The following is a 20899-nucleotide window of genomic DNA, read 5'->3' on the forward strand; positions in this document are numbered from 1 at the left end:
CCTGTTCGGCATTCACTACATCCATAATGACGCCCCCCTTCTGCATGGATGCAAAGCCGCGCTTGAGAAGCTCAGTGCCAAATCTCAGTTCTTCCAGTTTCATATGCCAATATTATTGATCGGCGCTCCCAATAAAAACAGTACGCAACAGGCAAATATTGCATACATAAGGGTAACGGCCCGGGTTGCTGTGAGGATATCCGGACCTCCCTCGTCGAGAGTCCGTTCGCCATCGCCAATCGTATAAACCCCCGGCTTCTCAAACCGGATACCAGTCCCGCCTGCCATTGCAGCCATTACAATTCCGCCATTGAACCCGGGGCGCTTGCGGCCGTCGCGGCGCATTACCTGCCATGCCTGAGAAAACGTCCCACGTGTTGTAAACCAGATAAGCAGGAGCAGGACAGTGATGCGCGCCGGGATATAATTGAGAATATCATCTGTGCGCGCAGGCCACCAGCCGATCCGCTCACGTTCATCACGATATCCGAGCATCGCATCCAGGGTGTTGATTGCCCGGCAGGCTGCCGCACCAGCAAGACCGAAGAGGGAGAACCAGAAGAGCGGCGCAATGATGCTGTCTGTGAGGTTTTCGGTCATGGACTCGTACCCGGCCGAGAGGATGTGATCACGGGTGAGATCCGCTGTATCCCGGGATACCAGCAACCGGACTTTCTCCCTGCCGGTCTCCACGCCTTCGTTTAAGGCTGATACCACCGCAAGGGTGTGCTCTTCAAGTGAGCGCCACGCAAAACAGCATTTCAGCAGGAATGGCGCCACAAGGAGGTAGATATACCACGGCGCCAGTACGGTGAAAAGGATGAACGGCAGGGTGAAGAGGAAGACCGTAAGTGCCCATAACAGGATACCAGCAATCCGCTGGAGTCCGACAGGATAGTATGCCGGTCTTCCCCAGAGCCCGATAAAGGATCCCAGAAGGGCCACCGGATGATACCGGGAGTGTGGATCGCCGATCAGCCGGTCCACGACAAGCGCACAAAAGAGAACGACTGCTGCGAGTGTTACTGCTGGCGGTACCATGTGTAGAGCGCCCCGATGATAAGGGTGATGAATGAGGCAATATTGAGGAATTCAGTTTTTGTATAGAGCCAGGTGCAGTACATGATGAGCGCAATACCCATCATTATCATCAGGAGATGGGGCCGGCCGCGGGCCACAGGCTGGAGGGGGAACTCTTCCGGAGACGTGGCCCGGAGGCTTACCGGCTGGATGACCATTACCGGCAGATGGGACTTCATTACCCCGTACCCGGAGATGATCTCCAGATCAAAGAGGCCTTCCTGGCTTTCCTTCCTGATAGGGATGGTGAGTACCGAATCGTCAACAACATACATGTTCTCGTGGAAAAACTCGGAGTACATGCCGGCGTTTGAGGAGGTGATGGTAATATGGATTGGCGCTCCACGGTTCAAAAAACGTATCCGCAGGTTTCCCCCGATCTCAGCAACAATCTTCTCCCGGGGCAGATCAATGGAGTTGATTCCGCTGCGGTTGAGGTACACTTCGTAGGTACTTTCATTTTCCCTGTTACCGGCAGACACCAGCATCATAACAGGTAACGGGAGATCCATGCCTTTGCCTCTTATGATTTGTGGGTGGGTGGCAGGAGATTGGGAATTCCCTCGTGGATGGGATAGTCCACGCCACAGGCAGCACAGTTCAGACTACCTTCGAGAATCTCCTTATCGTTCTCTGTATCTACATGAAGTACGAGATCCCCTTTACATACCGGGCAGCAGAGGATATCCATGAGAGAGTGTTTCATGCCAGTTCATCCCTCAAATCGATGATCTGGGTCACTTCGGGACCAGTAGAGATAATGGTCACCGGGCTGCCGATGTCTTCCTCGGCCTGTTTGATGAAGTCCTTTGCCTTTTTGGTCAGTTTTGCATACTCAGTAGCACCAAAGCAAGCTTTATCGACGTTGTCTATGCCGGTGAGGGCTGCCTGAGTGCACCCGTTGATCATGGAGGAATACCGTGCCATGTCTCCATCCCACCCGCCAACACGGCGCTGGCGGTGGGTGACGGTGCCGAACTCCTGGATTCCCATGGCGTCCGACTTTTCGAGCGACATTTCGGTGCTGAAAGGGCCCTCGCCAACGCGGGTCGGGTAGGCCTTGAAGACCACGATGACGTCGTCGATCTTCGTCGGTCCAACACCATTGTCTGCAGCAATCTGCGACGCTGAGGTATCCTTGCTTGTTACAAAGGGGTAGGTCCCATAATACAGTGAAATGCCAAAGCCCTGGGTGCCCTCGAGCAGAACAGAATTGTTCTTTTTCAGTTCATCGTCAATCGCCTTGGGAACATCGAGCAGGTATTCTGCAAGTTCCGGCACATCCTTTGCCTGCGGGGAGAGTCTCATTACACGGTCAGAATTTGCCGGCCCGCATCCCGAACCGGTACTCCCGATCTTTTTGGCAAGGTGGGCACTCCCCTTATCACGGGCAATATGATCTTCAGTAATGATACCGCAGCGCTTGTCGACAAAGACCCGCCCTTTGACGCCCAGCATCTCAACTTCCTGCTTCAGGACTCTCGGGTCGACCAGAACACCGCTGCCGATGCAGAGTTTCGCGTCTTTATATACAAAACCGGACGGGACCATGCGGACACCATATTTGTGGTCTCCGACCTGGACAGTGTGTCCGGCATTCGGACCCACACCGCCGCGGGAGATGATTACGGGTTTGTCCTTATAGGCAATATGGGCAACAACCTTGCCCTTTCCTTCATCCCCAAAAAATCCACCAACGATGATAGTACAGCTCATTGAAGTATCATGTAGTATTGGTCGAGTTCCACAATAAACTATCCCCCGCCCGCCGCAGCAGGAGGGGAAACGAAAAAACAGTTGTTGATTGTGATCAATGGGATCAAAGGGTGCTGAGGAATGCTTCCATCCTCAGCAATGCCTCGTTAAGCTCTTTCCGGGATACCGCATAGGCGCACCTCAGGTGTCCTTCGCCACCGGACCCAAAGACGCTGCCCGGTACCACCGCCACCCGCTGCTCCTTGAGAAGGCGCTCGGCAAATTCCACATCGGAAAGACCGGTCTTTTCCACGGAGGGGAAGGCATAGAATGCGCCTTCAGGAACATGGCAGGGAAGACCGATGCGGTTGAGACCTGCAACGAACATGTTTCGCCTCAGGCGATATTCGTTGACCATGCTGTTCTTCTCTTCCTCAGCGGATCGGAGTGCCTCGAGTGCCCCGACTTGGCCCATCACCGGTGCACAGAGCATAACGTACTGGTGAATCTTCAGGGCGGCATCGCAGAGCTCCTTCGGGGCGCAGAGATAGCCGATCCGCCAGCCAGTCATCGCATAGGCTTTGGAGAACCCGTTGAGGGTGATCGTCCGCTCCCGGAGAGCGCTGACCGTTGCGGCAGCACAGTGGTGGGTCTCGTACGTGAGTTCGGCGTAGACTTCGTCACTGATGAGCAGGAGATCGTGATCGATTATCAGGTCTGCAACCGCTTTCAGGTCGCTCTCTGTCATAACTCCTCCGGTGGGATTGTTCGGGAAGTTTATGATCAGCGCCTTCGATTTGCTGGTGATCTGCTCGGCGAGGGTATCCGGATTCAGTTTGAAGTGGTCCTTTTCCACGCACCGGACCGGCACTGGTTTGCCCCCCGCAAGCGTGACGCACGGGCCATACGAGACATATCCCGGCTGGGCTACCAGGACCTCATCACCCGGATCAACGATGGCCCTGATGGCAATGTCCAGGGCTTCCGATACGCCGCTGGTGATGATAATCTCCTGATCGCTGTTGTAGTTCAGATTGTAATGCTGTGCAAGGTAGCGGGAGAGTGTATCACGCAGCGTCTGAAGCCCTTTGTTGGAGGTATAGGAGGTTACACCCTGCTCAATCGAATAGATGCTTGATTCACAGATATTCCAGGGGGTGCGGAAATCCGGTTCGCCGACACCAAGGGATATCACATCCTCCATGGTGAGTACAAGATCGAAGAACTTCCGGATTCCTGAAGGAGGAATCTCCTGTGCACGTAACGAGGTGAAATTGCGCATGATGACACCTTACGGGCAATAGGGAAGACGTTCCGTTTCCGGCTGCTCAAAGAAGGCGTTGCCGTTTTCCTTATATGACTTCATGATAATGTGTGTCGCGGTCTCGCGGATCCGGTCCATGGGAGCCACATGTTCTGAGACAAAACGCGAGACTTCCTGCATGTTTTTACCGGTGACGATCAGCTGGAGATCATACGTACCGGTAATAAGTCGCAGGCTCCTGACCTGCCTGAACCGCGAAAGCCGCTCAGCAATCCGGTCGTACCCGAAATCGCGTTCGGGGCTGACCTTGAGTTCGATGATAGCTGAGACTTCCCCGTTTCCTGCCTTCTCCCAGTTGATGACCGTTGAATAACGTTTGATCACCTGGGTTGTTTCGAGTGCACGGATACGGTCTTCAACCTCGGCTTTCCCAAGGTTTGTCATCGTTGCAATCTCATCTGCTGACAGCCGGCTGTTCTCCTCAAGAATACGGAGGAGGTCGAGGTCCTTTTCATCCATCCTGTATCACCTGAACCAGGTCTTCATCCATTTTGCTTCCATCTGGGACACGTCAAGATCTTTGAGTTCGTTCAGACGCGGATCCTTGAGTACAACTTCGCGGATCTTCCCCGTGTTCGCATCGAACCACATCTCTTTTGTCCTGCCATAGCGCCCGCGGCTCACAACCCGCGTGTTGATCACACCAAGCATGTTCAGCTCAGAGATCAGATCGGTAATCCGGCGGTGGGTGAGTACGTCAAGCTGGACGGACGGGGCAATATCCTGATATATGCGTGAGACTTCCCCGCTCGTAAAGATATTCTGGCCCAGCTGCTCCAAGATAAGCATAGAGTAAAGGATCAGCTTGCTCTGAGTGGGAAGGGTCGCAATGCATTCTATCATACTGTCAGTTTCGATCTTTGCCTGAGCCTGCTTGACATGTTCTTCACTGACCTGCGTCGAATCGTCGCGATCGGCGAGTTCTCCGGAGATCCTGAACAGGTCAAGTGCCCGCCGGGCGTCCCCGTGTTCCTGAGCGGCAAGAGCGGAACACAGGGGAATGACTCCTTCTGCCAGTGCACCGGGCATGAATGCTCCGTCTGCACGCTGGGCAAGGATATCAACCAGCTGGGGTGCATTGTATGGCGGGAAAACAATCTCTTCTTCCGAGAGAGAGGACAGGACCCGTGGATCGAGGAAATCCTTGAAACTCAGGTCGTTGGAGATGCCGATAATGCTGACCTTGGAATTTTTGAGATCCGTGTTGATTCGCGTAAGATTGTAAAGCGTATCGTCGCCGCTCTTCTTGACAAGTTTGTCTATTTCGTCCAGTACAATGACGAGGACTCCCCCACCGGCCTCAAGCTGATTTTTCAGCTCGGCATATACCTGGTCGGTAGGCCACCCGGTCATCGGGATATGTGTCCGGGTTTTATCACTGGATACATCATCAACGACATCAAGGCATTTTGCAATCTGGGCAAGTACCCGGTACTGCGTATCAATGACTTCGCAATTCAGATGGACAATCCTGCAGATAGTTCCCATATTGCTACTGGCCTTTTCCAGTTCAGAACCGACATACCGGACACAAGCTGTTTTTCCGGTACCGGTCTTACCGTAAATAAGGATATTTGAGGGGGTCTCATTCCTGAGAGACGGGGCAAGAATGGAGGCCACTTCATCTATCTGAGGCTTACGATGAGGCAGGATTTGGGGACGATAAGAATGTCTCAGAACCTCCCTGTCCTTGAATATCCGGTTGTTGATAAGGTATTTTTTAAATAGTCCTGTTGAGGGATCTTCTGTATCGGGCATGGTTACACTGTGGAGCTGAGAATTAGTGCGACGAGACTAAAAAACGATCGGTTCATCCGGACTACAAACCCCTTCATTTCTTGTGGAGAGACTGTTTAAAACAACTAAATTCTTAAAATACCGACAAATTTTATTATTTTGTTTTTGTTATTTTTTATTTTCCCCGACTTTTTCAGATATTGTTTTTATGAAATGATTACCATGAATGTCGCTAATTAACTGAACAAAATTTTATATCAAAGTGAAGGAGAGTGAAGGGCCCGACCCCTTTGTTTCGTGTGGAACTGGTACAAGGATACCCTTGTTATTTTTTTTATTTTTCAGGAAAGCCATTTGTAATTATGTTTTTAATTGTATATAAATTAATTGATAATGTATGCTTTAAAAAGATTTTCAAATTCGAACAGATTTTATTGGATTTGAAAGTTCGGATGGAAAAAAAGATCGGTGAGAAAATATTTCCATGCGAAATGAAGGGCCCCCCGGTATTTTGTAACAATAAAATACCGGTTCATATTAAGCTACGGAATTCTCTAAATATATCGGTGATAACATGTTTCTTATTATGAATCATGCCCATGTACGAACGATTGAGATCAATGCAGCTATCATAACAGTATCCAGTACGAGAGTGCAGGAAAACGATTCCAGCGGAAAAGCCATATCTGAAATTCTCAAAGAAAATTCTATTCCTGTCACTTACTATACGATCGTTCCTGACAATCTGGAGAAAATCCGTGATGAATGGTTTATCGCAATGAAAAAAGCAAACTGCATCATTTTCAATGGTGGGACCGGCCTCACGCATGATGATTGTACGATCGAAGCGATCACTCCCCTTCTTGAAAAGAAGATTGATGGTTTTGGGGAATTATTCCGGATAAAAAGTTTCGGGCAGGTAGGGATCTCATCTATGTTATCCCGTGCTGTTGCAGGCACATCTTCTGGAGTGGCTGTTTTCTGCATTCCTGGATCTACTCCCGCTGTCATTCTCGCAACAAAAGAACTGATTGTACCTGCAATTGCTCACACGTTGTCTCATGCAAATATGCTTAAATAAAAAGGGTGGGGTACCCCGGAAAAATTTGTGTGGGGTTAGCGAAAAAAATTTTGATTATTGTGATAATACAGGTCCATTCAACGGAGTACCTGCAGGAGTGCAACCCGTTCCAGGATCAGATCCGTAATAGTAGTACCCGTGTCAAGGGATCCCAGCTCCAGCGGTGTTATACTGAACAGATCGATAAGTCGTTCCCGTTTATTCTGATCAGTGATTTCAAACCTCTCAGTATCAACGTACTCAAGGAAGGGAGAGAGTGCAGCCCATACCCGCTCGTTCCCACCGGGATTGCAACAGATGAAGAGATGATTTTCCCCATCATTGATGCCAAACCGGGAAGCCACATTGCACTGGCGCGACCCGGCCGCGTACAGGAGTGCTTCCATCTCAAATGTGTTGGCAATGGCACACTCCCCCATCCAGGAACGCCGGGCAAGACGGACTGCGAGTTCAGCATGCACTCTGCCTGCAAGCATGTCGGCATTGAAGCAGATGATATTGGTGCTGTATTCCCGGCTAATGCTCTTGAGACGCTCAAGAAATGTGTGCCTGTCATCAATCATGCACCGGGCCGTTCGGATTTCACCTTGCTGGACATGTCCCTTCATGTGTCACCTGAACCGGGAGAGAGTTGACTGCCCGGCTATATTATCCTCTCCAGCAGCAGGTGTGGTGGTGGGGTTTCTGGACTCCTCCAGCTGGGCAAATATCTGTTCTGCGATTCCGCGTCCGATTATTCTCGTCACGGTCTCAATCCCCGCTGAGAGTACAGCATCCGGAGAAGTGATGCTGTTGTTAAAAAGACGTCTTGCACGGACCCGCCCGATACCCCGGAGTTTCACCAGTGGGAGGAGCTCACGCCGGATCCCGTTCTTCATACAGATCTCGAACTCGCGGATTGACGGGTTGAAACCCGGGGCAAACATGCGGGAGAGCTCCTGACTCGCATGCAGCAGCCAGTTCACACTCTCCACCATGCCATAGATGTCTCCCGGCCCTACCGAGTAGCGCTCGCAAATCTTTGCATCGGGCATTTCATCGGTCCAGTCACCAAGGAGCATCGCTGTCTTGAGTGCCCGGTAATACCCCTCCATGTCCTCCTCCTCATCCGGCATCGCAAGCCAGAGATCGGACTCGTTTGTTTCGAGCATACGGTCCAGTGCAGGCCGGTCCGTATTCCGGACATAGAGCTTGGGCATGTCCGGCGTGCTGCAGATCAGGTGAAGGAGGCCGATGTCTGTGTAATCGGTACGTTTCCGGAGGTTGGAAACGATCAGGGCGGCACTCCGTGGATCGATATACAATCGCGAAACCATGGTCCCGAACTCGGTCGATCCCAGGTTATCGCCGATTTCGAGGATCATATCGGAGGCGACCAGGAATTTGAGCGCAGCATCCACGGATTTCTGCATCAGGCGGCCTTGCCGGTGCTCGTGAACATAGAAACTCCTGTTCATGAATGTTGTGAGTTCCCCACGTGTTCCGGCAAATCCCGAAGCGATAAGAGAGAGTACGTGTGTGTATAGTGCATTCGGTTCGGCAATTTTGGAGTGGACCTCCTCTGCCGCGGCCTCTATATAGCATTCGAACAGCTCCTCGATCTGGCCCTCATCCTTCGCGATGAGTACTGCCTCTCCGTAGGGATCCAGCCGGGGCCGTCCAGCCCTCCCCGCCATCTGGTGGTACTCGCTTGCCGGGATCGGCTGCATCCCCTCACCTGCGGTGAACCGGAGGTAATCCCGGATTATCACCCGGCGTGCAGGGAGGTTAAGCCCGGCCGCGAGCGTTGGGGTGGAGGAGATGCATTTGATCAGCCCTTTCCGGAAACCCTCCTCGACAACGCCCCGCTCCTGGCGGCTCAGGCCGGCATGGTGGAATGCTGCACCGCGGGATACGCACAGCGCGAGATTCTTCCCCATCTCTGTATCAGCCATGCCCTCGAGCTGTGTAGCATACTCTTTGAGCAGAGGGTCCTCATCTTTTATTGCGCCGGCAGCCCGTTTTGCAAACGCCTCAGCATTGCGGCGCGATGAGACAAAGACAAGGCACTGCCCCCCTTCTGCAATGGTATCGAGACAGAGGTTGAGGTCATCGTAGTTTTTTGATACCTGTTTTACCTTGCGTTCCCCCTCACGGAAATGGATTCGGTCAGTACAGAACACACCCTGGCGGAGATCGACCGGTCGCCAGGTACTGGTGACGAGTGCGGCATCCAGCCATCCTGCAAGCATCGCAGGGTTGCCAATGGTGGCAGAGAGTCCTATTACCTGCATAGACGGGTTGCGGTACCGCATCTTTGCAATCACCATCTCGAGTGTCGGACCTCGGTTCGGAGAATCGATCAGGTGAACCTCATCGATTACCAGCAGGGTGATATCGCTAATCCATCTGGCTTTGTTACGCAGCAGGGAATCCACTTTTTCGCTCGTAGCAACGATGATATCATTCCTGCCCAGCATGTCGTCCCGCCGGTCAAAATCGCCCGTGGCAATGCCCACGCGGACACCTTTGGTGCTGAACTCATCGAATTTCTCGCTCGCCAGTGCTTTCAGAGGCACGATATAGAGGCATTTGCCCCTCTTCGAGATATGATCGTGCATTGCCATCTCGGCAACCAGCGTCTTGCCGCTCGCAGTGGGGATTGAAACAAGAAGGTTTTTCCCGGAAAACATTCCTTGGTTCACACAATCGGCCTGTGGCGGATACAGCTCCCGGATTCCCGCTGCGAGGTACCGTTGTTTCAGATTATCCGGAATGGGCAGGCTCTCAATCTGCATAGTACACCACTTTGCAAACCCCTTTAATTCCACTGAAATTCGCTGGTAATCATGTCCGTTTGGGCAATACTAACTTATAAAACGACATATTTTCCACAGGAAATGTAGCAAAACACATATATGTGGGTTTGCGATTTTATCCAGAATGGGCCTCAGTAGTAATAACTAATCAGATCCTGCTTTGACTCTTTCTTTTTCCGGTCAAGGAAGGCAAAGACATTCTCATGGGGAACCCCTTCGATAAGCATATCGACTGCAGCCCGGGCGGTCTTGAGCTGCTCAGGGTACCCGATCAGGGCGACGGTTTTACCGAATACGGATATTTCAACATCGGTCATATCCTCGATCTGCTCCCGTGCGCGACCGTCCTTGCCGATGATTCTACCTCTGAGCCGGTCAAGTTGTTTGGGACTGTCTGCCATACCGCCAAGATCGATCACTTCAAGGAGGAGATCCTCATCCTCGATCATCTCAAATGCACGTTCCGGGGAAAACCCCCGGTTGATGGCATTGATGATCTCTACGGCCCTCAGCAGCGGGACGGTATTTTCATCTGTTGCCTCGACCTTGACCGTTCCCTCCTTGCTGTCAATGGTTATCGTGGTGTGCGTCTTCGTTTCAAGCTCTTTTTTTGTTGCGCCGCTTTTCCCGATCAGGACACCAACGCGTGTTCCGGAAATTTTTACTTCCTGCATCATCGTTTGCTTCACCTCTGGTTAGATATCCGCGAATCCCTTGCGGAGTTACCTTATATCCCTCAGCATGGAATGCTCAGGTATCATGGTTCTGCTGTATTCAGGCCAGTCACGGCATTGAAAATATCGACATCGCTCTGTACATCGCAACGGCTGCTGAAAAACCGGTTGATGTTCCTGATATCCCTCATGAGAAACGGGAGGGCGCGGGGGTGATCGCAAGTGACTGACTGGCCCATATCTATGAGATATGGTTGATCGCCGTACAATATATTGAACTCGCTCAGATCAGCATGAACCAGTTCGGCCTTTTTATAAAGTACATCGATATACCTGAGGATCCGGGCATACACGGCATCAGGATCGGCGATATCGGCGTTCCGCAGCTGGGGATAGGGAATCTCCCCTTCCCCAATGAAAGACATGATCAGGATGTTCCGGTTCCAGACGAGGGGCTCCGGTACCGCAATGCCTGCCTCCCGTGCACGTACAAGGTTTGAAAACTCTTTCTTGGTCCAGGCAAAGATGAGCTCCTTCTTTGCCTTTTTTACATGGGAAAACCGGCGGTCCCCCACAATATAGGAACTCATTGTGGTGAAATTCGCCGTCCGGATCCGGTAGATCTTGATGGCGATGGCAGTGCCGTCCCGCTCCCCATAAAAAACGTTTGCCTCTTTACCGGTGCTTATTGATCCCCCAATGACCGAGAACCATTTCTTATGCACAAGTTTGTAGAGTGAAAGGAGGGTGATATCGTCGAAAACATCCTCTTTCACCTTGAGCTGGTCGGCATCCCGGATGCGGACACCCATCTCTTCGAGGCGCTGATCGAACTGATCGAGTTGTTTATCAATGTTGGTTTCTTTTCTCACGGCAAGAGTCACCGGCAGGTACAGGATATGCTGCTTAACTGATATACTCTCGGACAGGTGCAAGGATCTCCGCAAGTGACTCCCCGCACGCTTTCTTGAGATCGAGCGGGTGGATCTCTGCCTTGCCGTATGCTGCTTCCAGTTCAGTATAGTTCGCAAACTCACGGTCCCCGCCGAATTTTTCCGGGCGGCGGATGGTGATCCCGGGGAGACGGGGGAAGATGTGGTGCTGGAAGATCTGGAGGATCGGGTTCTCCGCAATTTCCGGGGGACAGAATGCTTTCTGGCACTTCTTCTTGATATCTTCCTCACTGTCTGCGACCGAAATGTAATTTCCCTGAGACGAGGACATCTTCTTACCGTCAAGCCCGTTCAGGATGGGCGTGTGGATGCAGACCGGTGCTTTATACCCGAAATTGACCAGATGCTCACGTGCAAGCATATGGATCTTGCGCTGGTCAATACCGCCGACCGCAGCATCCACTCCGAGCATGGCGATGTCGGCCATCTGCATTATTGGATATACCATCTGGGAGACCGTCGGGTGATCCATCTGGCGTCCCACTTCGTCCATGCTCCGGGTTGCCCGGTTCAGGGTGATCTGCTGGGAGAGCTGGAGCACGAGCAGCTCGTACTCCCGGTTGAGCTGAAGATCGGATCCGAGCACGTACCGGACGTTCTTCAACCCAAGCCCCTCGAAACAGCGCCGATTGTATTCCGCGAGCTCGTGCACTTTCTCCATAGTTCCTTTGCGGTTGAGGAAGGCATGGAGATCAGCAAGCAGTACGGTGACCTCAAAACCCACCACCTGGAGATCCACAAGCTTGTTGATCGTCACCAGGTGCCCGAGATGGATCTCACCGCTGGGCTCATACCCGGCATAAACCTTTTTTTGCGGTTGTGCAAGAAGCGCCTGGAGATCATCTTCAGTGATGATTTCGACGGTGTTCCGGCAAACCCGCTCGTATGCGTCCATTGAAAATAATAGGTGATGATGGGTGTTAATGGTTATTCTGGATAGTTTTGAAATTCAGTGCGGCGTTGGTTGTTGCAATGGATCTGTTTCCGTCTTTTTCTGCACTCATCATCGCCCGGATTGCATCGACATTCTCTACGACAACGTCAGCTTCCTGGTGGATCGCCTGGAAGAAGCAGAGCTCGTTGTCCTTTGCATAGATAGAATCCTCGAAAATGCAGTTCTCGTAGAGATCGGAACGTGGTCTCCCGAGGTCCATGGCAAATTCCTTGAGCTCGGCAGTGCTCCTGATACCAGCGGTCTTCTTGATTAGGCCAAGGCGGGGGTGGTCGTTGATGAGCTCGATGACCCTGTCCCGGGTCACCGTCTTCTTTGTCGTGATCCTGATCGCGTGCATATGCATCATCGTTGTCGGAACGATCATTGCCATGGTGATTATCGAGATATGAGGCAGCACGCTCAGGACATCAGGTCCGTGATGGCTGGGAACGCTGACTGGATCGAGGACTATCGCGTCAATGGGGCCTTTTTTAATCTCGCCCGGATCGGATCCCCGTCTGACCATGATTGCGTGGACATGGGCAACACCAAACTCCCTGTCGATCTCGTGGATGATGCGGCACAGTCCCGTTGTGTTGCAGGATACGACCCGTACAAACTGCCTTCCGATCGCGTCCTTGTAGTTGCATGAGGAATTGAAGGAGAAGCCGGCCAGTTCGTGCTCTTCCCCGCCCTGCCAGAGTGCCCTGACGCCGATTTTTTCATAGAGCGGTTTGTTCGTAGCGCCGACATCGCCCGGTGTGGCATCCACCACAATATCCGCGGCCCGGCACATTTCCTCGACAGATCCCGCTACCGTGAGGCCTGCTTTTTCAAAAGCCGCTTTTTTGGAGATGTCCGCTATATACAGCGGGTATCCCCGCTGTTTTGCCACAAATGCCTCCGCATTCGGGCGCGTCTTTGACACCCCGATCACTTTCATGTCCTTCTGGGCAGCAACCGCATCGGCCACGCGCTTACCGATGGTACCATACCCGTTGATGGCAACCTTGATCATACAATCGTACATTGCGTTTGGAAAGAAAAAACTATGCTGAATGTCAGGGACGTTCCGGATAAACACCAGCCCCCTCAGAAATATGGCTTTCATCGTTGTTTAACATATATTTAAATGGTCTCGGGAAAGAACAACAATTATATGAATTTACCCTCCCTGGACGTATCGGATACACCGGTACGGTGGTGGCAGATTTCCATTATAGGTATCATCATTTTTTTATCCGGTGTTGATGCCTTCTTCTGGACACCTATGTTCCTTGATCTGCTTATTCCACTCTTTGGCATCCTTGCCCTCGCAGTCGGTGTGATCATGATCATATTCTCCATCTCGGTAAAGCAGGATCTTGTATACCAGTTCCCGATCTTCTTTGCAGGCATCCTGTCCCTTGTTGTTGCCTCGATAGCCATCATGATACCGGGACTTATCCAGACCTCTCTCATCATCATCATGGCTTTTGTCGCGATCATCAACAGCGTACTTCTCATCATTGTGGGATGCTCGCTCTCAGATGCATGGAAAACACGCCTCGTTATTGTCCTTTTTGGCATGCTCACCTTGTTCCTAAGCATACTGATAGCGCTGTTTCCAGAGCTCTCTACTATAGCCCTTGTGAAGATCTGGGGTGTCTATGCCTGGGTTATCGGGGTTCTTTGTATTGTTGCGGGAGCCTCGATGAAATGGGTGGTACATTCACCTGCCGACGGACAAAATACCATTGTCCTTCCCTGACACAATCTGAATAATTCATATCGATTTTTACAATAGCAGAAAATTTCGTAACTATCCATTCTGAAGATCGTTTGGTTCACAGGAATAAATTCTGGATTTTTACAACTTCCGTACTATCTTTTGCCTCTGCATAGAGTCTGAGGGGTTCTTCGTTCACTTCGAGAAACCGGATACCCCAGTGGACTTTTGAAAGTAGTTCTGCGGCCCGCTCTTTCTCGCCAACAATATACAGTGCAGCGGCAAGAGCCTCAACTGAGGATAATTTACAGGGCTTGCCGAAATTGACGGGATTTGCCGCCATCAGGAACGGGAGTGCCCTGCGGATCCGCCAGGATCTTACGGCGCCGGTATCCAGAACTACCCACGAGCAGTCCAGCACAGTTATGGATTTGACAAACCTGTCCGCGGGGGAGAGTGCCTGCTCGGCAGTGGGATCGAGCAGCAGAGTATTGCGCGGGATCTGGGAGATCTTGGAAAAGATCTTCAGGAACCCGGCCTTTTCCAGCTTCTTGACCGTACATTTACGGGGATCACAGCTGTTGTCCCGATAGGAGTACAGAGGGATCATTGATCATCTGTGCGTGCACACACTGTAATAATGTACGTGCTCTGCAGTCCCTGCATACTCAACCCGGCGCTCCGGGCGGAAGGGATTACGAAACCTTCTGATCTTGAGGCTTTCGAGCGCACGAAAACCCGGTGTGATGCGTTTGGTATCGAAATGATCCCATTGCCGTGTCCCGAAACCCTCTTTCTGGGACCAGACAGGCCCCCCGGAACATTTCTCGAACGACTGGACACACCCGCATTTTTCAGGCTGATGGATGAACTGGAAGCTCAGGTTGAAAAAATTATTTCGAAACACGGACCTCCTCTTTGTATTATTGGTGTCAATTCCTCGCCCACGTGCGGTGTCACCAGTACCTGGTATGGCAGCCGGGGCAATGAACTCCCCAAACGAAAAGGACGGGGCGTTTTTCTTTCCCGCTTTCCCCGGATTCCTGCGATCGATACGCTTGTCTTTGCTCAGTACAGAATATACCTTGCTGCACCTCTCTTTTCGGAATCTGAACGCTTCTACAATTCCCGGTTAGCGGATCTGTTGCGGAAAAATTTGTTCGAGGTATACTTGCCGCAGGAGACCGGTGACGATTCAGACACACGGAAAAAAGATGAGCAGGAAAACCTGTTTTCCGCCAATAAAAAAGCCCTTGAGGATGCAGATATTATTGTTGCAGTTATTGATGGTGCTGATGCCGATTCCGGTACTGCCTGGGAGATGGGGTACGCATTCGCACTGGGAAAACGGGTAATTGCACTCAGGACCGATTTCCGTAGCGTAGGCATCAACGAAAAAGTGAACCTCATGCTTGAACAATCGGCAACTGTAGTAAACAGCAGCGAAGCGCTCATTGGAGCAATACAATCCCCGCTGAAAACGTGCGTTCCATAAAACGCAGGAATTCACTCCCGTTTTTCAAATCGTCGAAGTATTATCAGAAAAAACACTCTGCAATAACTATATGAGAATATTTGCGAAATAGTACATGGTTGTTATGACGAAAAAACGCGAGGATCGGGAAAACCGGAAACGATCATCCGGAGAGGATATCTGCGATCTGGATAATGGGGTTGTGTCCCCGTGCCTCTCGTTCCGGGATGTCACTGTTGAGAATATAAAAAATGTAATAAGTAACAGCAGGTATGCCCAGCTTCTCCTCGGCCTGACCCTCCTGGGTTTTTTCCTGCGTTTTTATCATCTTGGCTTCAACTCCCTCTGGCTCGATGAAGCTTCCACCTACACATTTGCTTCAATGTCGCTGCCCGGGATCTGGCAGGCTACTGTCGGGGGAGAATTTAACCCGCCATTGTTTTACTGGATGGAGCATATGATGCTCTCTCTTGGGAATAACGAAACGATCCTCAGGTTTATTCCGGCACTGCTTGGCGGTCTTACCATACCGCTTGTGTATCTCGTGGGAAAAGAGTTTGTTGATCGCAATGTCGGTATTATTGCTGCGGCAGCCTGCGCGTTCTCGCCGTTCCTTATTTATTACTCGCAGGAAGCACGGGCATACTCGGTCATGCTTTTCTTCGTCATATTTGCGATGATCTTCTTCCTCAGGGCTCTTAAAACCGACGATATAAAGGACTGGGTGTTGTTCGGTGTCCTTTCAGCCCTTGCATTCTGGTCCCATTTCTATGCCCTGGTCATAATCGGGGCACTGGTTCTCTATGCCCTTGCAGTGAAGTTCCCTTCATTGAGAACGGACATCGGGTCAATAAAACCGATGATAATCGCAGGAGCAGTATTCGTTGTAATCTGCCTCCCGCTCATCCTTGTAACAATACAACTCTTCGCCAAGAGGACGGCCTCTGCCCCGACATACGGTATTCAGGGCCTTGGTATCATAAGTGAGACCTTCCAGCAGATCTCCGGCTTTTCCGATATTGTTATGATCCTGTTTCTGATCCTGTTTATCATAGGGATCTGCCAGGCGTTTCTGATTGATAAGAACAAAGGGCTGTTTCTCGTATCGCTTACCGTACTGACGTTTGTTATCAGCTATTTCCTCTCGTACAAGATTCCGATGGAGCCCCGGTACCTCATCTTCCTTGCTCCCATCGTTTTTATCGGAATCGGACTCTCGTACAAACCGGTCTGGAAATTATTCCACAACCGGGGCGTCGTGTACGGGCTGATGGTGCTTGTCGTGATTCTGGGTACACCCGTCCTTGTGAATATGTATTCCGGCTATACAAAGGATGACTGGAGAGGGTTTGCAGGCCAGGTTCAGCTGGCGACACACCCCGGGGATTTTGTTGTGTTAGTTCCGGGATACATTTACCAGCCGTTCAATTATTATTACTCAAACTCATCTGATCAGACATTTGAATACACGGCCGACACTGCAGCTGATCTTGGTGGGATCGCAGCCCGTAAGACCAACAATACGATTTATTACGTCATTACCGGCGACATCATGTCCGCAAACCCGAATGGTGATGCAATTGCATGGTTGAACAATAATACCAGGCCCTACGGACCGGAATCGACGATCGCGCTGAGGGTATCAGCCTGAATTATCGGGATGAAAAATGTACGATCTGACGGTAATCATTCCCACCTTCAAGGAAGAGGCGAATATCAGGAATATTGTAACGGAAGTGAATGCCGTCTTCAAACGCACCGGGATTAAAGGTGAAATCCTTGTTGTGGACGATAACTCTCCGGATGCCACCATCGCGATTGTCAATGATCTGAAACTGTCGATGCCAAATGTGAACCTGCTCGTAAGGACTGCCGATCATGGACTCTCGCAGTCGGTTGCGGATGGGTTCACGCACGCATCTTCGGATACTTTTGTTGTGATCGATGCAGATTTTTCCCATCCGCCCGAACTCATCCAGAAAATGTATGAGGAGATCCAGTCAGGTAACGAAGTTGTTATCGGCAGCAGGTATATGGAAGGGGGTGGCATCCGGAAATGGCCGCTGAAACGCCGGGTGATCTCCCTTGGTGCGACGTTTCTGGGACGGCTTCTCTTTCCCGATATTACCGACCCGGTAAGTGGGTTTTTCGCCATCAGGAAAAGCGTGGTCTCAGGAGCACAGCTGAAACCGCGGGGATACAAGATCCTTCTCGAAGTGCTGGGGAAGGGAACCTGGGAAAAAGATAAGGAAATCCCCTTTGAATTCAGTGACCGGGAAACCGGGGCCAGCAAACTGAAGATTAAAACGATTATCGAATATGCACAACAGATCGTAGATATCACCCTGTATTCATTCGCCCATCACCGGAGTGCTGCGTGGCGGGAATGGACAAAGGTCTTCCGGTTCGGGATAGTCGGGATATCCGGAATAGTTGTCAACCTCGGCATCCTGTACTTCCTGGTACAATATGCCCATTCCGAGGATTTGCTGGCCAGCTTTATCGCAACTGAGCTGGCGATTCTGAATAACTTCGTCTGGAATGATATCTGGACCTTCAGCTCTTCGGAAAACCGGGAATTATCCAGCAGGTGGCACCGGCTGATTGCGTTCAATGTGGTGTCTGCCGGTGGCGTTGCAATTAATCTTGGAATTTTCTATGTTCTGACCCGCTGGTTTGGGATATATTACCTGCTCGCCCAGCTGGTTGGAATCCTTATTGCGTTCAGCTGGAATTTCCTCCTCAATCGCCGTCTGACCTGGGGAAGGAAATAATCGGACTCCCGTTTATCCTACTATCCTCGTCCCGGTGGTTCCTGAACGTTTTTAATGGATTTAAAAAAGGAGAACTTCAGTCTGCAGTCCAGAACCTTCCGGGAAACTTCTTGTCGAGGATCCTGTCTCCTTCGCCCAGCGGTTCCAGTCCTCCAGCACGCATATCTGCGTCCACCATTATTTTTACCAGGTCATTGAATTTGATCTTTGGTTTCCACCCGAGCTGCTTCTCCGCTTTACGCGGATCTGCGATGAGGACTTCGACTTCCGTGGGCCGGAAATATGCCGGGTCTATCTTCACGTACGTTTCGACATTAAGGTCCGTGTAGGCAAAGGCCTGTTCAAGGAATTCCCTCACGGAATGTGACTCCCCGGTCCCGATGACAAAATCATCGGCGCAGTCCTGCTGGAGTATCCTCCACATCGCCTCGACATACTCCGGTGCATACCCCCAGTCCCTTTTTGCGTCAAGGTTCCCGAGATACAGGAACTGATCTTTCCCGGTGAGGATCCTTGAGATACTGTAGGTAATCTTACGGGTTACGAACGTCTCTCCCCTCCGTGGGGACTCGTGGTTGAACAGGATACCATTCGATGCGAACAGGTTATATCCCTCCCGGTAATTTTTCACCATCCAGTATGCGTACAATTTGGCGCAGGCGTAAGGGCTTCGCGGGCTGAACGTGGTATTCTCGCTCTGCGGCGGTGGTGTGGATCCAAACATCTCACTGGATGATGCCTGGTAAATTCGTATCTTCTGGTTGCTCCTGCGGGCAATCTCCAGGAGCCGGGTCAAACCGAGGGCCGTAGTGTTTGCCGTATATTCCGGCATATCGAAACTTACCCTGACATGGCTCTGGGCCCCCAGGTTGTACACCTCATCCGGCTTGATGTTGTACAGGATGTGGGACATGGCCTCAGAATCGGAGAGATCCCCGTAATGGAGGAACAGCCGGGCATGGGGATCCCTTGGATCAACGTACAGATGCTCGAGCCGCTGCCGGTTGAACGATGAAGATCTCCGGATGATCCCATGCACTTCGTACCCTTTGCTTAACAGGAAATCGGCAAGGTACGAACCATCCTGCCCGGTAATTCCCGTAATCAACGCCTTTTTTATTGACATACGATCCCCTTCTCCCTGTTGTATACCAGAAATGGTCCTCTCCCAGTCTGGTAAATAGTGTTCTCACCCAGCAGATTTTCCAGAATTCTTCAAAATTCTCCAGAATTGATTCTTTTTTAAAATGATATAATTTTTGTAACCGGCCGGCGTGTCAATCCCCGGGACATTACTGTCGCCTGTCGGAGTGCTTATCAGAAGCGGCAGGGCAGGAGATCTGGCTTTGGTTTATTACATCCGGCATCGAATAATGTTAGACAGTTGAGAACAATTCTGGTGAAATAATGCATATCAGCGAGATAAAAAAATGCCGCATATGCGGAAATGATCAATTTATCACCGTCATAGATTTGGGCAATCAGGCATTGTCCGGGAGGTTCCCCGGAAAAGACGATCCCGATCCCCCCCGTGCCCCGCTCGTTCTGGTCAAATGCGATAACTCGCAAAATCCTGATGCCTGTGGGCTGGTCCAGCTTAAGCATTCTGTCCCGCCGCTGGAAATGTATACCTGCGGATACGGGTATCGTTCCGGTATCAATAAAACAATGAGTGTTCACCTTGCTGACATTACCGGTAAAGCCCAGAAGATTGTCCATCTGGAGAAAAACGATATCGTCCTCGATATCGGCAGCAATGACGGAACGCTTCTCAAAAGTTATTCACGGGATGACATACGGCGGATCGGGATGGATCCGGGTGGGGAACAATACAAGAAATATTATTCCGGTGAAATACGTTTGGTCAGCGATTTTTTTACTGCGTCCAATTTTAAATCGGTATTTCCCCATGACAAGGCAAAGATCATCACATCCATCGCTATGTTCTATGACCTGGAAAAACCAATGGAATTCGTCAATAATATCCGGCAGATCCTCCATAGGGATGGAGTATGGATCCTCGAACAGAGTTACCTGCCGGCCATGCTCGCGATGAACTCATTCGATACGATCTGTCATGAACATCTGGAATATTACGCCTTCCATCAGATTGACTGGATGCTAAGACAGAATAATTTGAAGGCCATTGATATTGAGCTCAATGACACTAACGGAGGAAGTTTCAAAATATATGTCACTCATGCCGATTCTGAACTTTCCCGGAACAGCGCTGCATTGGATACGGTCATCAGGTCTGAACAGGACCTGAAACTGGATTCAGAGAAACCATATCGTGAGTTCTGTACACGGGTCGAAAAGATCAAGACACATCTGAAAACGCTCTTACGAACGGAAAAAGACAAGGGCAAAAAAATATTCGTATACGGGGCATCCACGAAAGGCAATGTCCTTCTCCAGTACTTCAACATCGACTCTTCGCTTATTACGGCAGCCGCAGAAAGGAATCCCGAAAAGTGGGGCAGCAGGACCCCGGGTACCAACATCCCGATCATCTCGGAAGAAGAGGCAAGGAAATTGAAGCCCGACTACTTTTTACCCCTCCCGTGGCATTTCAAACACGAATTTATCGAGAGGGAGTCCCGTTTCTTAAAGGATGGCGGGAAGTTCATCTTCCCCTTACCGGAAGTAGAAGTAGTCTAGAGGCCA

21 protein-coding genes and 1 pseudogene are annotated in these 20899 nt (G+C 50.9%); 6 read left to right on the plus strand and 16 right to left on the minus strand.

Features of this window, described 5'->3' with window-relative positions; genetic code table 11:
- From ABSE13_RS04230 to ABSE13_RS04265, 8 genes and pseudogenes are all read right to left on the minus strand, one after another.
- Positions 1 to 103: pseudogene (locus ABSE13_RS04230) on the minus strand (pyridoxal 5'-phosphate synthase lyase subunit PdxS); the annotation flags it as partial.
- A complete protein-coding gene (gene cbiB, locus ABSE13_RS04235) occupies positions 100 to 1041 on the minus strand; it encodes an adenosylcobinamide-phosphate synthase CbiB (RefSeq protein ID WP_424027250.1) in 942 nt (313 codons plus the stop codon). The pseudogene ABSE13_RS04230 and the gene cbiB, both read right to left, overlap by 4 nt.
- Positions 1023 to 1592: a DUF7524 family protein gene (locus tag ABSE13_RS04240; protein ID WP_424027251.1), complete on the minus strand. Its 570-nt coding sequence runs from the start codon at positions 1590 to 1592 to the stop codon at positions 1023 to 1025. The genes cbiB and ABSE13_RS04240 overlap by 19 nt, the downstream gene beginning before the upstream one ends.
- An 11-nt stretch (positions 1593 to 1603) precedes the next feature.
- Complete coding sequence (locus ABSE13_RS04245; RefSeq protein WP_424027252.1) at positions 1604 to 1786, minus strand: methytransferase partner Trm112; 183 nt, start codon at positions 1784 to 1786, stop codon at positions 1604 to 1606.
- Positions 1783 to 2796, minus strand: coding sequence for an adenylosuccinate synthetase (locus ABSE13_RS04250; protein WP_424027253.1), 1014 nt, complete (start codon positions 2794 to 2796; stop codon positions 1783 to 1785). The genes ABSE13_RS04245 and ABSE13_RS04250 overlap by 4 nt, the downstream gene beginning before the upstream one ends.
- 103 nt (positions 2797 to 2899) lie before the next feature.
- Positions 2900 to 4057: an aminotransferase class I/II-fold pyridoxal phosphate-dependent enzyme gene (locus ABSE13_RS04255; RefSeq protein ID WP_424027254.1), complete on the minus strand. Its 1158-nt coding sequence runs from the start codon at positions 4055 to 4057 to the stop codon at positions 2900 to 2902.
- Between the two features lie 9 nt (positions 4058 to 4066).
- On the minus strand, positions 4067 to 4558 hold the full coding sequence (locus tag ABSE13_RS04260) for an Lrp/AsnC family transcriptional regulator (RefSeq protein ID WP_424027255.1): 492 nt from the start codon (positions 4556 to 4558) through the stop codon (positions 4067 to 4069).
- A gap of 6 nt (positions 4559 to 4564) precedes the next feature.
- Positions 4565 to 5857 carry an ORC1-type DNA replication protein gene (locus ABSE13_RS04265; RefSeq protein ID WP_424027256.1) on the minus strand — a complete coding sequence of 431 codons (1293 nt, stop codon included), beginning with the start codon at positions 5855 to 5857 and terminating at the stop codon, positions 4565 to 4567.
- A gap of 553 nt (positions 5858 to 6410) precedes the next feature.
- On the opposite strand from ABSE13_RS04265, the gene ABSE13_RS04270 reads away from it, so the two are divergent.
- Positions 6411 to 6917: a MogA/MoaB family molybdenum cofactor biosynthesis protein gene (locus ABSE13_RS04270; protein ID WP_424027257.1), complete on the plus strand. Its 507-nt coding sequence runs from the start codon at positions 6411 to 6413 to the stop codon at positions 6915 to 6917.
- A 77-nt stretch (positions 6918 to 6994) separates the two neighbouring features.
- Here ABSE13_RS04270 and cgi121 read toward each other — a convergent pair whose 3' ends face one another.
- The 6 genes from cgi121 to ABSE13_RS04300 form a co-directional block, all read right to left on the minus strand.
- Positions 6995 to 7525: a KEOPS complex subunit Cgi121 gene (gene cgi121 / locus ABSE13_RS04275; RefSeq protein ID WP_424027258.1), complete on the minus strand. Its 531-nt coding sequence runs from the start codon at positions 7523 to 7525 to the stop codon at positions 6995 to 6997.
- Between the two features lie 3 nt (positions 7526 to 7528).
- On the minus strand, positions 7529 to 9694 hold the full coding sequence (locus ABSE13_RS04280) for an ATP-dependent DNA helicase (protein ID WP_424027259.1): 2166 nt from the start codon (positions 9692 to 9694) through the stop codon (positions 7529 to 7531).
- A gap of 152 nt (positions 9695 to 9846) precedes the next feature.
- A complete protein-coding gene (locus ABSE13_RS04285) occupies positions 9847 to 10392 on the minus strand; it encodes a KH domain-containing protein (protein ID WP_424027260.1) in 546 nt (181 codons plus the stop codon).
- 80 nt (positions 10393 to 10472) lie between these two features.
- Positions 10473 to 11201, minus strand: a complete 729-nt coding sequence (locus ABSE13_RS04290) for a serine protein kinase RIO (RefSeq protein ID WP_424027428.1) — start codon at positions 11199 to 11201, stop codon at positions 10473 to 10475.
- A 94-nt stretch (positions 11202 to 11295) separates the two neighbouring features.
- Entirely contained in the window at positions 11296 to 12237 is a 942-nt protein-coding gene (locus ABSE13_RS04295; protein ID WP_424027261.1) for a tyrosine--tRNA ligase, read from the minus strand.
- A 25-nt stretch (positions 12238 to 12262) separates the two neighbouring features.
- On the minus strand, positions 12263 to 13294 hold the full coding sequence (locus tag ABSE13_RS04300; RefSeq protein WP_424027262.1) for a type II glyceraldehyde-3-phosphate dehydrogenase: 1032 nt from the start codon (positions 13292 to 13294) through the stop codon (positions 12263 to 12265).
- Between the two features lie 141 nt (positions 13295 to 13435).
- Here ABSE13_RS04300 and ABSE13_RS04305 point away from each other — a divergent pair, with 141 nt between their 5' ends.
- The gene (locus tag ABSE13_RS04305) at positions 13436 to 14026 is read left to right on the plus strand and encodes a DUF308 domain-containing protein (protein ID WP_424027263.1); all 591 of its coding nucleotides are present in this window, start codon (positions 13436 to 13438) and stop codon (positions 14024 to 14026) included.
- A gap of 76 nt (positions 14027 to 14102) precedes the next feature.
- Here the strand turns inward: ABSE13_RS04305 and ABSE13_RS04310 are convergent, their stop codons facing one another.
- Positions 14103 to 14594 (minus strand): DUF367 family protein, encoded by a 492-nt coding sequence (locus ABSE13_RS04310; RefSeq protein ID WP_424027264.1) that lies wholly within the window; start codon positions 14592 to 14594, stop codon positions 14103 to 14105.
- 30 nt (positions 14595 to 14624) lie between these two features.
- Between ABSE13_RS04310 and ABSE13_RS04315 the strand changes: the two genes are divergently transcribed.
- The 3 genes from ABSE13_RS04315 (at position 14625) to ABSE13_RS04325 (ending at position 18232) form a co-directional block, all read left to right on the plus strand.
- A complete protein-coding gene (locus ABSE13_RS04315) occupies positions 14625 to 15479 on the plus strand; it encodes a nucleoside 2-deoxyribosyltransferase (RefSeq protein ID WP_424027265.1) in 855 nt (284 codons plus the stop codon).
- A gap of 103 nt (positions 15480 to 15582) precedes the next feature.
- Positions 15583 to 17109 (plus strand): glycosyltransferase family 39 protein, encoded by a 1527-nt coding sequence (locus ABSE13_RS04320; RefSeq protein ID WP_424027266.1) that lies wholly within the window; start codon positions 15583 to 15585, stop codon positions 17107 to 17109.
- Positions 17110 to 17125: 16 nt separating this feature from the next.
- Positions 17126 to 18232, plus strand: coding sequence for a GtrA family protein (locus ABSE13_RS04325; protein WP_424027267.1), 1107 nt, complete (start codon positions 17126 to 17128; stop codon positions 18230 to 18232).
- Positions 18233 to 18308: 76 nt separating this feature from the next.
- Here the strand turns inward: ABSE13_RS04325 and gmd are convergent, their stop codons facing one another.
- Entirely contained in the window at positions 18309 to 19358 is a 1050-nt protein-coding gene (gmd, locus tag ABSE13_RS04330; protein ID WP_424027268.1) for a GDP-mannose 4,6-dehydratase, read from the minus strand.
- Between the two features lie 281 nt (positions 19359 to 19639).
- Here gmd and ABSE13_RS04335 point away from each other — a divergent pair, with 281 nt between their 5' ends.
- On the plus strand, positions 19640 to 20893 hold the full coding sequence (locus ABSE13_RS04335; protein WP_424027269.1) for a class I SAM-dependent methyltransferase: 1254 nt from the start codon (positions 19640 to 19642) through the stop codon (positions 20891 to 20893).
- Positions 20894 to 20899 lie beyond the last annotated feature (6 nt).

This window comes from Methanoregula sp. (genome assembly GCF_049518935.1).
In the GTDB taxonomy this organism is placed as follows: Archaea; Halobacteriota; Methanomicrobia; order Methanomicrobiales; family Methanospirillaceae; genus Methanoregula.

Excerpts from the sequence above, each read along its gene's own strand:
- cgi121 (WP_424027258.1), bottom strand. The coding sequence starts at position 7,525 with ATGAAGGGACATGTCCAGCAAGGTGAAATCCGAACGGCCCGGTGCATG.
- ABSE13_RS04285 (WP_424027260.1), bottom strand. The coding sequence starts at position 10,392 with ATGATGCAGGAAGTAAAAATTTCCGGAACACGCGTTGGTGTCCTGATC.
- ABSE13_RS04260 (WP_424027255.1), bottom strand. The coding sequence starts at position 4,558 with ATGGATGAAAAGGACCTCGACCTCCTCCGTATTCTTGAGGAGAACAGC.
- ABSE13_RS04240 (WP_424027251.1), bottom strand. The coding sequence starts at position 1,592 with ATGGATCTCCCGTTACCTGTTATGATGCTGGTGTCTGCCGGTAACAGG.
- ABSE13_RS04315 (WP_424027265.1), top strand. The coding sequence starts at position 14,625 with ATGTACGTGCTCTGCAGTCCCTGCATACTCAACCCGGCGCTCCGGGCG.
- ABSE13_RS04335 (WP_424027269.1), top strand. The coding sequence starts at position 19,640 with ATGCATATCAGCGAGATAAAAAAATGCCGCATATGCGGAAATGATCAA.
- ABSE13_RS04270 (WP_424027257.1), top strand. The coding sequence starts at position 6,411 with ATGTTTCTTATTATGAATCATGCCCATGTACGAACGATTGAGATCAAT.
- ABSE13_RS04250 (WP_424027253.1), bottom strand. The coding sequence starts at position 2,796 with ATGAGCTGTACTATCATCGTTGGTGGATTTTTTGGGGATGAAGGAAAG.
- ABSE13_RS04305 (WP_424027263.1), top strand. The coding sequence starts at position 13,436 with ATGAATTTACCCTCCCTGGACGTATCGGATACACCGGTACGGTGGTGG.
- ABSE13_RS04320 (WP_424027266.1), top strand. The coding sequence starts at position 15,583 with ATGACGAAAAAACGCGAGGATCGGGAAAACCGGAAACGATCATCCGGA.
- cbiB (WP_424027250.1), bottom strand. The coding sequence starts at position 1,041 with ATGGTACCGCCAGCAGTAACACTCGCAGCAGTCGTTCTCTTTTGTGCG.
- gmd (WP_424027268.1), bottom strand. The coding sequence starts at position 19,358 with ATGTCAATAAAAAAGGCGTTGATTACGGGAATTACCGGGCAGGATGGT.
- ABSE13_RS04265 (WP_424027256.1), bottom strand. The coding sequence starts at position 5,857 with ATGCCCGATACAGAAGATCCCTCAACAGGACTATTTAAAAAATACCTT.
- ABSE13_RS04245 (WP_424027252.1), bottom strand. The coding sequence starts at position 1,786 with ATGAAACACTCTCTCATGGATATCCTCTGCTGCCCGGTATGTAAAGGG.
- ABSE13_RS04255 (WP_424027254.1), bottom strand. The coding sequence starts at position 4,057 with ATGCGCAATTTCACCTCGTTACGTGCACAGGAGATTCCTCCTTCAGGA.
- ABSE13_RS04325 (WP_424027267.1), top strand. The coding sequence starts at position 17,126 with ATGTACGATCTGACGGTAATCATTCCCACCTTCAAGGAAGAGGCGAAT.
- ABSE13_RS04290 (WP_424027428.1), bottom strand. The coding sequence starts at position 11,201 with ATGGGTGTCCGCATCCGGGATGCCGACCAGCTCAAGGTGAAAGAGGAT.
- ABSE13_RS04280 (WP_424027259.1), bottom strand. The coding sequence starts at position 9,694 with ATGCAGATTGAGAGCCTGCCCATTCCGGATAATCTGAAACAACGGTAC.
- ABSE13_RS04295 (WP_424027261.1), bottom strand. The coding sequence starts at position 12,237 with ATGGACGCATACGAGCGGGTTTGCCGGAACACCGTCGAAATCATCACT.
- ABSE13_RS04300 (WP_424027262.1), bottom strand. The coding sequence starts at position 13,294 with ATGATCAAGGTTGCCATCAACGGGTATGGTACCATCGGTAAGCGCGTG.
- ABSE13_RS04310 (WP_424027264.1), bottom strand. The coding sequence starts at position 14,594 with ATGATCCCTCTGTACTCCTATCGGGACAACAGCTGTGATCCCCGTAAA.